Annotated in this window: 12 protein-coding genes and 1 pseudogene; 5 read left to right on the top strand and 8 right to left on the bottom strand. The window is 54.1% G+C overall.

Features of this window, described 5'->3' with window-relative positions:
• Window positions 1–14: 14 nt before the first annotated feature.
• The 3 genes from RSDT_RS02350 to RSDT_RS02360 all read right to left on the bottom strand — a co-directional run bounded on the left by RSDT_RS02350 (window position 15) and on the right by RSDT_RS02360 (window position 3,631).
• A complete protein-coding gene (locus RSDT_RS02350; protein WP_096399410.1) occupies window positions 15–818 on the bottom strand; it encodes a biotin--[acetyl-CoA-carboxylase] ligase in 804 nt (267 codons plus the stop codon).
• Between the two features lie 13 nt (window positions 819–831).
• Complete coding sequence (gene ybeY / locus RSDT_RS02355) at window positions 832–1,263, bottom strand: rRNA maturation RNase YbeY (RefSeq protein ID WP_231941894.1); 432 nt, start codon at window positions 1,261–1,263, stop codon at window positions 832–834.
• 64 nt (window positions 1,264–1,327) lie between these two features.
• Window positions 1,328–3,631: an HD family phosphohydrolase gene (locus RSDT_RS02360; protein WP_096399412.1), complete on the bottom strand. Its 2,304-nt coding sequence runs from the start codon at window positions 3,629–3,631 to the stop codon at window positions 1,328–1,330.
• Window positions 3,632–4,107: 476 nt separating this feature from the next.
• On the opposite strand from RSDT_RS02360, the gene cas1f (RSDT_RS07645) reads away from it, so the two are divergent.
• The 4 genes from cas1f (RSDT_RS07645) (at window position 4,108) to RSDT_RS02375 (ending at window position 6,467) form a co-directional block, all read left to right on the top strand.
• A complete protein-coding gene (cas1f, locus tag RSDT_RS07645) occupies window positions 4,108–4,632 on the top strand; it encodes a type I-F CRISPR-associated endonuclease Cas1f (protein ID WP_269457534.1) in 525 nt (174 codons plus the stop codon).
• On the top strand, window positions 4,604–5,083 hold the full coding sequence (cas1f, locus tag RSDT_RS07650; RefSeq protein ID WP_269457535.1) for a type I-F CRISPR-associated endonuclease Cas1f: 480 nt from the start codon (window positions 4,604–4,606) through the stop codon (window positions 5,081–5,083). Before cas1f (RSDT_RS07645) ends, cas1f (RSDT_RS07650) begins: the two co-directional genes overlap by 29 nt.
• A gap of 2 nt (window positions 5,084–5,085) precedes the next feature.
• Entirely contained in the window at window positions 5,086–5,706 is a 621-nt protein-coding gene (locus RSDT_RS02370) for a hypothetical protein (protein ID WP_096399413.1), read from the top strand.
• A gap of 188 nt (window positions 5,707–5,894) precedes the next feature.
• On the top strand, window positions 5,895–6,467 hold the full coding sequence (locus RSDT_RS02375; protein ID WP_145954797.1) for a hypothetical protein: 573 nt from the start codon (window positions 5,895–5,897) through the stop codon (window positions 6,465–6,467).
• A gap of 33 nt (window positions 6,468–6,500) precedes the next feature.
• On the opposite strand, the gene lon is transcribed toward RSDT_RS02375, so the two are convergent.
• The 4 genes and pseudogenes from lon to RSDT_RS02395 all read right to left on the bottom strand — a co-directional run bounded on the left by lon (window position 6,501) and on the right by RSDT_RS02395 (window position 11,662).
• Window positions 6,501–8,984, bottom strand: a complete 2,484-nt coding sequence (gene lon, locus RSDT_RS02380; RefSeq protein ID WP_096399415.1) for an endopeptidase La — start codon at window positions 8,982–8,984, stop codon at window positions 6,501–6,503.
• A 14-nt stretch (window positions 8,985–8,998) separates the two neighbouring features.
• Window positions 8,999–9,692, bottom strand: a pseudogene (locus tag RSDT_RS02385) (JAB domain-containing protein).
• Between the two features lie 195 nt (window positions 9,693–9,887).
• Window positions 9,888–10,460, bottom strand: coding sequence for a hypothetical protein (locus RSDT_RS02390; RefSeq protein WP_231941920.1), 573 nt, complete (start codon window positions 10,458–10,460; stop codon window positions 9,888–9,890).
• Window positions 10,461–10,516: 56 nt separating this feature from the next.
• Window positions 10,517–11,662, bottom strand: coding sequence for an alpha/beta hydrolase family protein (locus RSDT_RS02395; protein ID WP_096400419.1), 1,146 nt, complete (start codon window positions 11,660–11,662; stop codon window positions 10,517–10,519).
• A 118-nt stretch (window positions 11,663–11,780) separates the two neighbouring features.
• On the opposite strand from RSDT_RS02395, the gene RSDT_RS02400 reads away from it, so the two are divergent.
• On the top strand, window positions 11,781–12,428 hold the full coding sequence (locus RSDT_RS02400) for a DedA family protein (RefSeq protein WP_096399416.1): 648 nt from the start codon (window positions 11,781–11,783) through the stop codon (window positions 12,426–12,428).
• On the opposite strand, the gene RSDT_RS02405 is transcribed toward RSDT_RS02400, so the two are convergent.
• On the bottom strand, window positions 12,425–13,891 hold the full coding sequence (locus RSDT_RS02405) for an ATP-binding cassette domain-containing protein (protein ID WP_096399417.1): 1,467 nt from the start codon (window positions 13,889–13,891) through the stop codon (window positions 12,425–12,427). The genes RSDT_RS02400 and RSDT_RS02405 overlap by 4 nt on opposite strands.
• Window positions 13,892–13,896 lie beyond the last annotated feature (5 nt).

Genomic DNA, 13,896 nt, shown 5'->3' on the forward strand with positions numbered 1-13,896 from the left:
TGGAGTAAACTTGATTAAGCACGACGAAGAGTTCCGCTTAAAAATTTTGTCATTTTACCATCAGTAAACAAGCAAATACCACCTGTCGGCGATAACCCAGCTAATTTGCCGCGCGTTGTATGTCGATCTTCATATAGTTCCACGTTGCTGCCCCTCCAGAGCAACAGCTGTTCAGCTCTGGATTGCCAGCGGCATATGAACGCACTGTCTTGAGCGTATGTCAAATAGAGATGCTTTACAAGCTGTTGCCAGAGCTTTGCAGCCGGTAGAGGCTGTTTGACGGAGTCTGCCAAACTCATTGCAGCCATGGCGGCGTTTTTGCGCAATACGCATATGGACGGTGCGCTGGCGACATTGATGCCAATACCTGCGAGCAGGACGCCGCCACGTTCTTCAAGCAGAATACCGCCAAGCTTATGCGGGACGCCCTTCAGCGACAATAAAACAAGATCATTGGGCCACTTGAGCAACACAGGCCAGCCCAGTTCGCGTAATGCTGAAGCCAGAAGCAAGCCTGTTGCCACTGATGCGGCAGAACCATCAAAAGGAGGCAGCAGCGGAAGGCGCAGTGCGGCATAAATATTGCCCGGAGGGGAAATCCATGTTCGCCGCAACTGCCCTCGTCCGGCGGTCTGCGCGGCAGCGATGACGCTGCCCCAAACAGCGAGCCTGTTACGTTTCTGCAGCCAAAATCCAGCGTCGAGAGTTGAGGTCGCTTGCCCTGTGAACCAGATGACGGGCAGCGAATTGTTATTCACGCCAGGCGAATCAACCCAGGGGATAATGCGGCATTCATCAAAGCACCGGCATGAACTCATGCGTCAGCGCCACCTACGACGATATGCAGTTTTTTTGCGCAACCGCACGACAGGCCTTGCATATCCTGTCCATATCCGACCCATGTTCAAAACCCGTCAGATGGGCAAGGCCATGCGACAGGAGCATCAAAGCGTATTCTGCCGCTTTCTGACCATAAAGCAGGCATTCGCGCGCAAAAGTGTCCAGCGACAGCAGGATAACCCCATGCATCATATCATCGCTGCCTGGGAAGGAAAGTAGGTTCGTAGGGCCGACACAGGCCATAAAACGTTGATTGGCCGTTTTTATGAAACTGTCATCCACAAGGCGCAAATTCACATCCGCTGGAATGGATATCCCCGCATCCCGCATCACTTGCAGCATGGTTCGCAGGGCCAAAGCAAGACACCGCACGTCAAAAGGCAACAGCCAGATGTCGGCTCTGCAATCTGCTGTAACGTGCACATTGCACTCCATACTGCCAGACAAAGCTGCGCGGCATGCTTCTCCATCAGCCGAATTCACTGACTCACATTCCCGGATACATCTGAGGCGCAGATCTTTCAGCCTTGTCGGCCGCAACAGGGAGGCTGTTGTCCGTCAGATTGGATGCCGCCGGTAACGGTTGTATCTTACTCTGTTCAGGATAAACAATGCGCTGGTGGAAAATTCCTGTTAGTATGCGTTGAAAATTTTTACTTAAGTAATGTAAATCTTTGAATGTTAATTCAGATTCATCCAGTTGCCCCTCAGAAAAAATGCCTTTTACAGTTGCGTCAATATGACTTTTGAGACGTGAAGGCGTAGGATCAGTTAATGTCCGGCTTGAGGCCTCAACGGAATCGGCCAGCATCAGGATAGCCGCTTCTCTTGTCTGCGGACGCGGGCCGGGATAACTGTAATCCGAATCACGTGGTTTTTCACCTAGATTGAGAGCCTTCTGATAAAAATAACGTATCAGCCGTGTGCCATGGTGCTGGCGAATGATGTCGGCAATTTCCTGACCGAGCTTGTAACGCTCGGCCAATTCAGTGCCTTTCTTGACATGAGACAGCAAAACAAGAGCACTCATGGACGGCGACAACTTGTCATGTTTGTTATAGCTCCCATAGAGATTTTCTATAAAATATTCAGGATAAGACAGTTTGCCGACGTCATGGTATAACGCGGCGACTTTGCAAAGCAGACTGTTGGCACCAATGGCTTTGGCTCCAGCCTCCACCATATTGGCTACCACAAGAGAGTGATGATAAGTACCGGGGATGGTCACCATCAATTCCTGCATCAAAGGCTGCTCCAGATTCATCAGTTCCATCAGGCGAAAACGCGTGCTGTAGTCAAAAACCATTTCCAGGACAGGACTCACGGCAAAAAGCAGAATCAGTGAGAACAGACTGTTCACCGCAACGGCAATAAGCTGCGCCGGCGCTTCATATACAGGAGTTTGCGCTAAGAGCGCTGTGCCTAACCAGATAACGCTCTGGCCGATTGTCAAGGGGATGATGCTCCAGACTACATCTTGCCGGCTTTGTGCCCTGATGACCAGCCATGTAGCCAACATCCCCCCAAGAAAATGGTAGATAAAAAAAACATAGTCGGCCTGAAACATCAGCATGCAAAAAAAGGCAAGCAGGAGGCCCATGACACAATAACATCTGGCCGCGAATACCATTGCCACCAAGCCCACAGCGCCCGCAACGGGAAAAGCCGCTGAAAAGGCATGCAGCAGACTTGTGTCATTATTCATACTGAGATACAGCTGATATACTGCCTTTGCCCCGGTGCCGAACAGCAGGAGCATCAGGGAGATCATCAGTATATCTTTGCAGAGTAACGACGTGCCTGGCCTGCCGCTGGGCGCGACAAAAAAGCCGATGGAAAATAAAAGCGCACAGAGCAGTGCGCCCACGGCTGTCACCCAACGCATCGGGCTCGCAGCTGTTTGATATAGTGTCTGTAATTTAATTTGCTGTTCCCGACTCACGCGTTCGCCCTTGTGTGCGATTATTTCCCCCTTCTGAATCTGGTAATAGATTGGCTTCACACTTTCTATCACTGCCTCCGCGCGTTTTTGTGTTGCTTCACGATTCAGTGTTAACGACGCGGGCATTGTGGCTGAAAGTAAAATATTCACGGCCCGACGGGACTGTGGCGTCAGTGATAGCTCCTGTCGCGCCTTGGAAGAAATTTCTGCCAGAAATGATTGCACATCATGCAGCGTGCCGACATCCGGACGCAACACTTCCACCTTGGTGTCCAGATTGTGTATTACGGCGCCGGCTCTGCCGACACGGGCAGAGCGGATATCCCCAACAAGTCCCTCGGCGAGATTTGTATGGATCAACGGCATCAATTCTTTAAGAATGTATGTCTGTACATCGGGAAGAGCCAATTCAGGCAGAATTTCATCCACCACTGCAGGCGTCAGATCGTCAATCAGATGTGCGAGCGCTCCCCCGTCGGCGTCGGCGTGTTTGTTATTTTCATTAACACTCTGAAAGAGTTCAAGGATTCTATTCTGAAACAGGATGGATGATTCAAGACTCAGGTCATAGACCGGCGGCTGCAGCAAAAGCAACTGCTTGCGACGTGCCTCAGTGGCCTGCGTGTCTTCTACCATAATATCGCGATCTGCGATAACATCGCTTTCTGCAACTTGACCTGCCGTATAAATTTTTTGGACAACATGAAAATTGGCGCCGGACAGAAGAGCAAGGAAAACCAGCGTGCCGACAAACGCCCAAAATCCCCATCCGCAATGGTGATAGGATACCAGGTTCTGGACAAGCAAAAGAAAGCTAGTAGGATATTTCGTTTTTTTCTGCATAATCATAAGCGGTTGCAATGGCGCCTACAAAAAGTTAAAATGGCGCCTACAAAAAGTTAAAATGCCCTAAATTTCCTAAAACCGCAACAGGGTATGCTTTTGAACCGTTCGTTTTATAGCTGTCTGAAATTGAGCCTGATGGGAAAAGCCCTTGCGTAGAGCCAAAATTTAGATGCGTTTGCCCTGTTGTTGGTGCTGGCTTTGCTTGCCTTTTGTCCGAGAATGGGATAATGTGTTATAAAAAATTCGTTCTCCGCAGTGAAGGCTTGCAAGCACATGGTATACCCGCCTCGCCATCTCCTCGTTGATCACTGTAAGGAATATTATGATATACTGATAATCTATTTGCCATAGTTCAAAAAAATTATTGTTGCTCACCGTATCTAAAATACACATGTATGAAACTTGCATTCCACATTTCCCTAGGTAAATCTTTCAGGTTGTACCTTGATCCGGCTTGAGCATATATAGAGTAGGAAACCATGCATGGGCGCACCTTTACCCCTTCTGATCTAAAGACAATCCTGCATTCCAAACGAGCTAATATTTATTTTCTTGAACATTGTCGAATACTTGTAAACGGTGGCCGAGTTGAGTATGTTACCGATGAAGGCAAGCGTTCATTGTATTGGAATATTCCCATTGCCAACACCATCTCTTTATTGCTTGGAGCCGGAACTTCTATTACGCAGGCTGCCATGCGAGAACTTGCCAAGGTTGGTGTGTTAGTTGGCTTTTGCGGAGGAGGCGGCACACCGCTGTATAGTGCTACAGATGTTGAAATAGTATGGTTTTATCCTCAAAGTGAGTATCGTCCCCAGAGTACCTACAAGCCTGGATACGTTTCTGGCCTGATGATGCGGCGCGCCTGTCAGCCGCTAAGACATTCCAGACGCAGCGGCTGCATTATATCGACAGACAGTGGCATAGCCCCGTCAGCTGCTGCGAGATGCGGGTTTTATCGTAGATACCGGCCAATTGGGACGCCTGCTTATAATATCGCTTGAGACTATAGCCGCAGCTCCTGATACTGTTACCCTGCTCACGCAAGAAGCTCGTTTGTCAAAAGAACTCTATAAGCTGGTTGCCCGTGGTACTAATTATGGTGACTTCACTCGAGCCAAACGTGGTAGTGGCTTAGATCCGGCCAATCGATTCCTTGATCATGGTAGCTATCTGGCATATGGCTTGGCGGCTACAGCTGTCTGGGTGTTGGGAATTCCTCCTGCTGGTCTTGCCGTATTGCACGGCAAGACTCGGCGTGGCGGTTTGGTCTTTGATGTGGCCGATTTGGTAAAAGACGCGATAATTTTGCCGCAAGCATTTATTTCAGCCATGCGTGGAGATCAGGAGCAGGAATTTCGACAAGCGTGCGTGATCAGCCTGACCCGCATTGAAGCACTGGATTTTATGGTCGATACGCTGAAAACAGTAGCTCTTGAAACAGCTCGAGGATAATTATGAACGTGTTGCTGGTTTCACAATGCTCCAAGCGAGCGTTGACTGAAACGCGCCGCATCCTTGACCAATTTGCAGAGCGGCGCGGAGAAGGTACTTGGCAGACGCCTATAACGCTGGCTGGTTTAGAAACTTTGCGGCGTTTGCTGCACAAAACGGCACGCAAAAATACTTCTGTGGCCTGTCATTGGATACGTGGCATCAATCATAGCGAACTTTTGTGGATAGTGGGAGATGCTAACCGCTTTAATGCGCACGGTGCTGTTCCCACGAATACGACAAGACGTGATGTGCTGCGGCAGAGTGATGAAAATACATGGCATACCCTGCGCGATATCCGTTTACTTACAGGATTGGCGGCGCTGCTGCATGATCTGGGCAAAGCCTGTGGAGCTTTTCAGCAACGTCTGCGCGAGAATATACGAAAACGCAACCTGTACCGACATGAGTGGATCGCATTACGGTTGTTTCAAGTCTTTGTAAGCAACGAGGATGATGCGGCTTGGCTAACACGGCTTGCCAATTTCTCCGAAGGGGATAACAATACTGCGTGGTTTGCCAACCTGCAAAAAGACGGAATATCCGCCTCAAACGTAAAGCCGTTTAAAGAACTTCCCTCCTAGCCCAAGCTGTTGCCTGGCTGATTCTGTCACATTATCGTCTGCCAGTCCGACCACAGAAAGACGGTGCATTCCAAACTGATATTCTGGATCAACTCCCCGACTGTATTACCGCACAATGGAATGGGTGCTGCACAGAAAGTGATCGGAATGCGGTGGCGCCTTACTGGACATTCCAGGCAGGGTTGCCTGTGATGACAGTGGATTGGAAGAAAAAAGCCGCTCTGTTGGCTGAAGAATTACGTAGAAACGAGAGATTCCATAGTCTGCAGAAAGTGATCAGCGATCCCTATATGATGCATCTTGCCCGACTCAGTCTGATGCTGGCAGATCATGCATATTCCAGCCGACCATATAATCCTGCGGATGCTTTGAAGCGTGCCTCGAAAGACAGCCTTTTTGCCAATAGCGACAGGAAAGGCAAGTTGCATCAACTGCTGAATGACCACCTGCTTGGGGTTGAAAAAGTGAGCAGACATGTCACCTACTTGCTGCCCCGGCTCCATGATATATTACCCCGGCTTGCACGGCATAAAGGCCTTGGAAAACGTAGTCTGAATGAAGGTTTCCGCTGGCAGGATAAAGCTGCGGAAATAGCTGCCGCGATTCGCGAGCGCAGTGTGAGGCAAGGCGCATTTATTGTAAGTATGGCCTCTACCGGCTGTGGTAAAACCTTGGCCAATGCTCGGGTTATGTATGCGCTCGCGGATCCCGCCAAAGGTATGCGTTGCGCCTTTGCCCTTGGTCTGCGTACATTAAAATAGGGGAGTGGCGATATCTTAATATGCTACCACATTCTAATGCTGTTTTTTCTGCGTGGCGGTTTTGCCCTTCCCACTTTTCTCTTCAAAAACGAGTGAAAGAAGCTCATCATAATGATGCACAGGATGCACACTGATGCGCTTGAGCAAATCTTTGGGCACTTCTTCCAGATCTTTGACGTTCTGCTGCGGCACAATCACATACTTCAGGCCGTGCGCCACGCCGGCCAAAATTTTCTCTTTAATGCCACCCACGGGCAGAACACGGCCCTGCAGGGTGATTTCGCCCGTCATGCAGCAGTCGGCCCGAACCCTGCGCCCGCTTAACGCGGAAATCAGGGCTGTGGTCAGGGTGACGCCGGCGGAAGGACCGTCTTTCGGGGTGGCGCCCGCAGGCACATGTATGTGGATATCCCGCTTTACGGCAAAGGCCGGGTCCACACCAAGGGTTTCCGCACGGCTGCGAATATAACTCACGGCCGCATGAGCGCTTTCTTTCATCACATCGCCAAGCTGTCCCGTCAGGATAAGCCCGCCCTTGCCCTTCATAATACTGGTCTCAATGGTCAGCACTTCTCCGCCGGCCGGCGTCCAGGCCAACCCCAAGGCCATGCCCGGCAGAAGACGTTTTTCTTTTTCATCTTCCACATAGCGCGGCACGCCCAGAAGTTTTTCCACATCCGAAGGTGTCACGGTAAAAGCACCTTTTGCCCCTTCCGCCTTTCGTCGCGCCAGTTTACGGCACACGGCGGCCATCTCGCGCTCCAGATTGCGCAGACCCGCCTCGCGTGTGTAGTCTTTGATAACTTTTTCAACAGCCTTGTCGCCGACGGAAACCTTGCTGCCGGTCAGGCCGTTTTCCGCAATCTTTTTCGGAAGCAGATGCTTGCGGGCTATCTCCATTTTTTCCTGCAAGGTGTAGCCGGTGAGGGCAATCACCTCCATGCGGTCGCGCAAAGGCGCCGGGATGGTGTCCAGATGGTTGGCCGTGCAGAGAAACATGACCCTCGACAGGTCAAAAGGCACATTCAGATAGTGATCGCTAAAAGTATGGTTCTGTTCCGGATCCAGCACTTCCAGAAGAGCCGAGGAGGGGTCTCCGCGAAAATCCGTGCCGATCTTGTCCACTTCGTCCAGCACAATCACCGGGTTGCGCGTGCCCGCCTGTTTGAGCGACTGAATAATCCTGCCCGGCATGGAGCCTATATAGGTGCGCCGGTGGCCGCGAATTTCCGCCTCGTCGTGCATGCCGCCCAAGGAAATCCGTTGAAATTTGCGCCCGAGCGCCCGCGCAATGGATCGGCCGAGAGACGTCTTGCCCACGCCCGGAGGGCCAGTAAAACAGAGAATAGGCCCCTTTGACTGCGGGTTCAGCTTGCGCACGCTCAAAAATTCCAGTATGCGGTCTTTCACCTTATCAAGGCCGCAGTGGTCTTCGTCCAGCACTTGTTTGGCGTGCACAATGTCCATCCGGTCGCGGGAAAGCTTCTTCCATGGCAGATCCACAAGCCAGTCCAGATATGTGCGCACCACATTCGCCTCTGAAGAGTCGGCGTGCATGCTCGAGAGCCTGCGCAACTGCTTGGCCGCCTCCCTGCGCACGTCCTTGGGCAGACCGACTTTATCCAGCGTCTTTTTCAAACTCTCCAGATCTGCTTCGCCATCCTCCTCGTCTTCGCCAAGCTCATGGCGTATGGCCTTGATCTGCTCGCGCAAAAAATAATCCTTCTGGGCCTTGTCCATGCCTTCACGGGCTGAACTCTGGATGCGGGCCTGCACGGTGACAACCTCTACCTCGCGCTGCAGCTGCTTGTTGACAAGGGCAAGACGCTCCACAGGCTCTTCGGTTTCCAGAATATTCTGGGCGTCAGCAAGCTTCAGACGCATGTTGGCGGCAATCAGATCAGCCAGACGCCCCGGATCATCCACACCCTGCAGCACAGCCAGCATATCCGGCGAAGCGACGCCGCGCAGGGAAAACACTTTTTCACTCTGCTCACGGGCGGCGCGAAGCAGCGCTTCCACGGTAGGGTTGGTTTCCGGCATCAGTTCCGGAACAGGTTCGATACGCACCTCCAGCCAGGGCTCCACCTGGCTGTATTCCGTTACACGGGCACGGCTTACGCCCTGCACCAAAATTTTAACGCGCGAATCCGGCATCTTAAGCAAACGCATGACCTGCACGACCGTGCCGACGTCAAAAAGATCCGCAGGCGCGGGGTCTTCCACACTTTCTTCCTTTTGTGCGCAAACAAAAAGGTGGCGGCCGGTTTTCAGCGCGCGTTCAACAGCCTGCACGGATTTTTCCCGCCCGATGAACAGCGGCAAAATCATGTAATTGAAAATAATTATATCACGTACCGGCAACACGGGCAAAACATCCGGAATATTCTGCGCGAGGGACGTGAGGCTGTTTTCGCCTTCCTCTGCGTCGGGAGAAGACTGATCCTGTCTGTCGACCACGGTCTCCGCAACAGCCTCATGCGGCTTTGTGTGTCCGGTGTTATTCTTGTCGGTCATATATGCTCCTACCCTCAGACAAAGCTGCCCCGCATTATACTGTAACAGTCACCCTCGGTGACAATGACATGGTCCAAAAAACGCAAACCCATGCGCGGCGCGAATTGCCGGAGTTCTTCTGTCAGCGTGAGATCCGCTCCGGAAGGTTCTGGCGAACCACCGGGATGATTGTGCACTAAAATAATGCCACTTGCCTTGTGCGCAAGCGCCGCCTCCAGCACATCCCGCGGCTGCACCGGCACCGCGCTGATGCCGCCGCGGCGCAAACGCTCCCAAGCAATCAGGCCGTTGCGGCTATTGACAAGAGCCATCCAGCATTCTTCATGCGGGCAGCCGGGCCAGCCTTGCCCGCGCCATTTTTGCCACGGCCTGCGGCGTGGCAAGCTCTTCACGCCTGCGCACTGCCGAATTGGCATAGCGGGCCAGAAGCTCACGCAGCACACGCCAAATAGCCATCAGCCTCGGCCCGAAGCCGGCAACATGCATAAGCTCGTCCGGCCGTGCATCCAGCACGCCGCGCATGCTGCCGAAACGCCGCAGCAGTTCCTCCGCCAGCGGCCGTGTATCTTTGCGCGTCAGCCCGTACCCGAGCAAAAGCTCAAGCACCTCATAGTCCGCCATGACCGACGGATCGCGCTCAAGACGCGTGCGCAATCTGTCGCGGTGCCCCTTGTGCGGTTGCGTGGCTGAATCAGGCGTCACCGGCATAAAGTAAGCAGTCCCCCAATATAGGCAAGAGGCAGAAATGCACGCCCGCATAAATTTACAGCGGCCATAAAACTATGGAGATACCATAAACTTTGTCAGAATACCCGATAAGAGGGCCAAGCAATGCCATAAGACTCCGCGTGCGGCAACAGGCGTCAGGCATGTGGTCTCCTGTTTTTACACGCGGGCGGTGGGTCAGTTCACACGGCGCGGCTGAAAATACTGCTGCTTAAAAATCAACCTGTATTGCTTGGCCGGGGACTGTGTTGCAGGTTTGGTCACTTGCCCTTCAATAGACAGGGGCTTGTCTGAAAAACCGAAAGGCTGTAGTTGACCGGATGAAAGCGGCAATCGCTCCAGCCCGCTGCCAAGCTGTATCACCGGCAGGCTGGCCACGCCGCTGCCGGCCATAAGCACAGTGTCGCTTCCCTGCGGCGGGGCGCCGTCAAAAATCTGTGCGGTCCGCGCGGTTGCGTTGAGGGCAGATGGCACAGGCGTATCCGTTCTGCGCAGCACTTCCAGAAAATCGTTGCCCGTACGCCCCACAAAGCTCACAAGAGAAGCGCCTCCGCCATAAACCAGAAGACTCATCGGCATTGTACCGCCGTGTATCCCCATATAGGCCGGGCGCGCGCCGGCGGGCATGACTGTCCAGCCGTCACCGATTGCTCCGTCAGAGGGCGCCGCGGCGCACGCGAACCCGCCGCTGAAAAACAGATGAAGGCACAGAATACAGATCATGCAGAGCCACATGGGCACATCTTTCATGTGAGGCAAATACGAATTTGCCGCCGCCTTGTCAAGATGCCGCCAAACACGATTCGTTATCCTCCCGAACGGCCATTGCGGCGTTGTTTGCCGCGTGGCGCCGGTTCAGGAGCTGGAGGTGGAGCGCTTTGCGGCCTTGTCAGCTCCGGGGGCTCAGGTATTATGGGAAGGTTTTTGTCGCTGCCCAGATAATGGAGAAAAAAATCCGTCAGCGCGCTGTGCATTGCCTGATGAATGGCCTGACGTTCCTCAGGACTTGCCGAAAGACAGAGTTCCGGCAGATCCTCCAGCAAAGAATTCGGGCAGGAGGCCATCAGCGCGGCCGGATCGGCGTTTTTCAGAGTCAGATACCGCGCCTTTTTTTTATTCAAAAGACGGTTGAAAACATCCGTATGCAGGGCTGGCGGGTTAACGGTGTCATTTCCCGCGGCAAGCAGCAGGAGCGGCGGGTAGAACCAGCGAAAGGAGTCGCGGCTGAAAAGCATACTGAAGCCAGGCGTCACAGCGGCTACGGCTTTTATTCTCGGGTCCGCCGGACTTTTGTTCAGCGGCAGGCTCTCACAAAGCGTGTTGATGCGATTTTTTGCCCAGGGATTGCAATAAATGTCGTCCTTCCCGGCGCGGGGGCAATAGTCATTCCAGCCGCCGCAGTCCGGCAGTGCGCCGCCCAGCAACAGAACGGCCGCGCCGCCGGCGCTGAAACCGATCGCGCCGGCACGATTTTTGTCTATGCTCTGTGAAATCTGCGGATGCTCCAGCAACAGATCCATGGTTGCCGAAAGCTCCCGCGCGCGGGATTCAAGCTGTTCCCAAGTGAACAGCTTGTCCATATTGTCTATGCAGTCGCCGGGATGTGTGGGCGCTGCAACGACAAAACCGCGGGAAGCCAGCCATGCGGCAGTGTCATAGTACGAAAAACGCGATGCGGGCGAAGCATGCGAAAGCAGCAGCAAGGGGAAACGCCCTTCCACAGTCCTGCCTTCCGGCGCCGCCGTGATTTCCCAAGGAGCATAGTTGAGCACGCGCGGGGACTGGACGCTGGGGTACCAGAGATTGACGTCCAGACGCAGATTTTTCTCCGCTGTCCATTGCCCCAGCGTGCAGAAGCCAACCTGATAGAAGGCGGCAGCCCACGACATCTGCGCGTCCGCAAAATATGCCAGAAAAAAAAGCAGAAGGGCCATACCGACGGGACGAAGCATAGAGCTGTTGTGCCACAGGGCGGCTTGGGATACAAGAACATTTTTACAGGAACAGCACGCCACGGACGTCTGTGCGTTCATACGCGGGGTTGGCGCGCGGCATGCTCTGGAAGGGATGATGGAAGCGGTAAATTTTCTGATTGATTTTATTCTGCATATTGATATTCACCTCTTTGAGCTGGCCGAACAGTACGGGCTTTGGGCGTATGCCATTCTCTTTGTTGTTGTGTTCTGCGAGACAGGTCTCGTGGTTACGCCTTTTCTGCCGGGCGACTCCCTGCTGTTCGCCTCCGGCGTGGCCGCCGGCGTTGGTCTTTTGGGCTACGGAGAAAGCGTGCTGACGCTGTTTTTGGCCGGCGTTCTGGGCGACGCCATGAATTACGGTATCGGCCGCCGTGTCGGCCCCTCCATTTTTGCCGAAGGGAACAGATTCATAAAAAAAGACTATCTTGTCAAAGCACACAATTTTTACGCGCGCCATGGCGGCAAGGCTATTGTGCTGGCGCGTTTCGTGCCAATTGTGCGCACTTTTGCGCCATTTGTGGCCGGCATTGCGCTGATGTACCCATCGACATTTTTTCTGTACAATATTTCCGGCTGCGTGTTTTGGGTGGGCACGCTTGTGTCCGCCGGGTATTTTCTGGGAAATTTTGTTTGGGTGCGGGCCAACTTCAGCATTATCGTCTATGCCATCATTGTTGTTTCCGTGCTGCCCGCGCTGGTAGAGCTGCTCAGCGCCCGCATGAAGGCGGGGCACAAGGGTTAAGGCGTCACGATAAGACGTCCGCCTTCCATGCGCGCCTGTCGGTTAATGCACAGGGGCGCGTCTTCGTCGTAATGGGAGACAAAAACCAGAGAAAGACCCTGCGCGGCCAGATTGTCCAGCGTGTCCAGATAACGGAACCGGCTTGCCTCATCCAGGCCGGAACAGGGTTCATCCAAGAGCAGGATATCCGGCCCGCCCACAAGAGCTCTTGCCAGAAAAAGCCGACGCAACTGGCCGCTGGAAAGCCGGCGGATGGAATGCTCCGCCAGAGGCGCCACATCAAGCCGCTCCATTGCCTCCCGCGCTTCGCGCAGTTCCGCATTGGCACATCGGCGGTACAGCCCTACGCTGTTGTCAAAGCCGGAACAGACAAGCTCCAGCCCAGTGAGCGCATATCCGTATAAAGCCGAAGAAAGGCCGGAAACAAGGCGCACGCCCCTGCGCACGTCTTCCAGCGTCTGCACAAATCCGCCGCGACGCGCCAGACAACGACATGCCCGGCCTCCGAGGGCCACGAATTCATCCCCGGCAAGCAGGCGCAGCAAGGTTGACTTGCCCGAGCCGTTGGCGCCCGTCAGATGCCAGTGCTCACCCTCGTGCATGCTCCAGTCAATGTCGTGCAGCACTTTGCGGCGGTCAACAAAAACAGAAACCTTCTCCAGACAGAACAATACGGTTTCGCTTTCCGCAGACTGAACGCGCGCTTTTTTGGAGCGCGGTGGGCGTTCCTGCAGCAAAGTCCCTTGCGGCGTATCCACCGCCAGTATCCTCCCCTGTCTGAGATGCCGGCGTCCGGAGCACCAGGTTGGGATCAAGCCCTGCCTGTGCGTCGTCATAACAACCGTGCATCTGTCCGTGTATTCTTCCAGCAAGCCGAACAAACGCGCGCGGTGCGCCGCGTCAAGACCGTCGGCGCATTCGTCCAGCAGAAGCAGCGGGGGCTCGCGCAGCAGCGCCCGCGCGCACAGCAAAAGGCATAGCTGCCCTTGGGAAAATGCGGAGATGGAACAGGCCAGCAGATGCTCTGCCTTCAGCCGCGCGGCTATTGCTTCAGCCGCGCGGCTGCATTCGTCGGGCGGGCTGCTGTACAGCAGGGATGTGTCGTCAAAGGCCGTAAGCAGCAGATCCCTGCCCGTGATGTCCCAAGCCTCACGCTGGTGTTTTTCTTGAAGTGCCGGAGAAACAAGGGCGCTCATAGCGCGCCCCGCCAGTGGTGAAGTTTCGGCCCCTTCAGCGGTATGCCAGTAGATGCTCCCGCGCGCGGGCCGGAGTTCACCGCGCAAAAGACGCAGCAGCGTTGATTTTCCAGCGCCGTTGCCGCCGGTCAGCACGCAGTGACAGCCGCGTCGGACACGCCAGTCAATATCGTGCAGCACCATCTCCTGACGGGAGTCGCCGGGCAGAGAAAGACTCACGTGGTCAACCGTGACCAGCAATGTCGGGTCGGCAGTCTGACACGTCATGGAAC

The organism is Candidatus Desulfovibrio trichonymphae (assembly GCF_002355955.1).
Classification (GTDB): domain Bacteria; phylum Desulfobacterota; class Desulfovibrionia; order Desulfovibrionales; family Desulfovibrionaceae; genus Desulfovibrio; species Desulfovibrio trichonymphae.

Excerpts from the sequence above, each read along its gene's own strand:
- RSDT_RS02350 (WP_096399410.1), bottom strand. The coding sequence starts at position 818 with ATGAGTTCATGCCGGTGCTTTGATGAATGCCGCATTATCCCCTGGGTT.
- RSDT_RS02360 (WP_096399412.1), bottom strand. The coding sequence starts at position 3,631 with ATGATTATGCAGAAAAAAACGAAATATCCTACTAGCTTTCTTTTGCTT.
- cas1f (WP_269457534.1), top strand. The coding sequence starts at position 4,108 with ATGCATGGGCGCACCTTTACCCCTTCTGATCTAAAGACAATCCTGCAT.
- RSDT_RS02370 (WP_096399413.1), top strand. The coding sequence starts at position 5,086 with ATGAACGTGTTGCTGGTTTCACAATGCTCCAAGCGAGCGTTGACTGAA.
- lon (WP_096399415.1), bottom strand. The coding sequence starts at position 8,984 with ATGACCGACAAGAATAACACCGGACACACAAAGCCGCATGAGGCTGTT.
- RSDT_RS02390 (WP_231941920.1), bottom strand. The coding sequence starts at position 10,460 with ATGAAAGATGTGCCCATGTGGCTCTGCATGATCTGTATTCTGTGCCTT.
- RSDT_RS02395 (WP_096400419.1), bottom strand. The coding sequence starts at position 11,662 with ATGCTTCGTCCCGTCGGTATGGCCCTTCTGCTTTTTTTTCTGGCATAT.
- RSDT_RS02400 (WP_096399416.1), top strand. The coding sequence starts at position 11,781 with ATGGAAGCGGTAAATTTTCTGATTGATTTTATTCTGCATATTGATATT.
- RSDT_RS02405 (WP_096399417.1), bottom strand. The coding sequence starts at position 13,891 with ATGACGTGTCAGACTGCCGACCCGACATTGCTGGTCACGGTTGACCAC.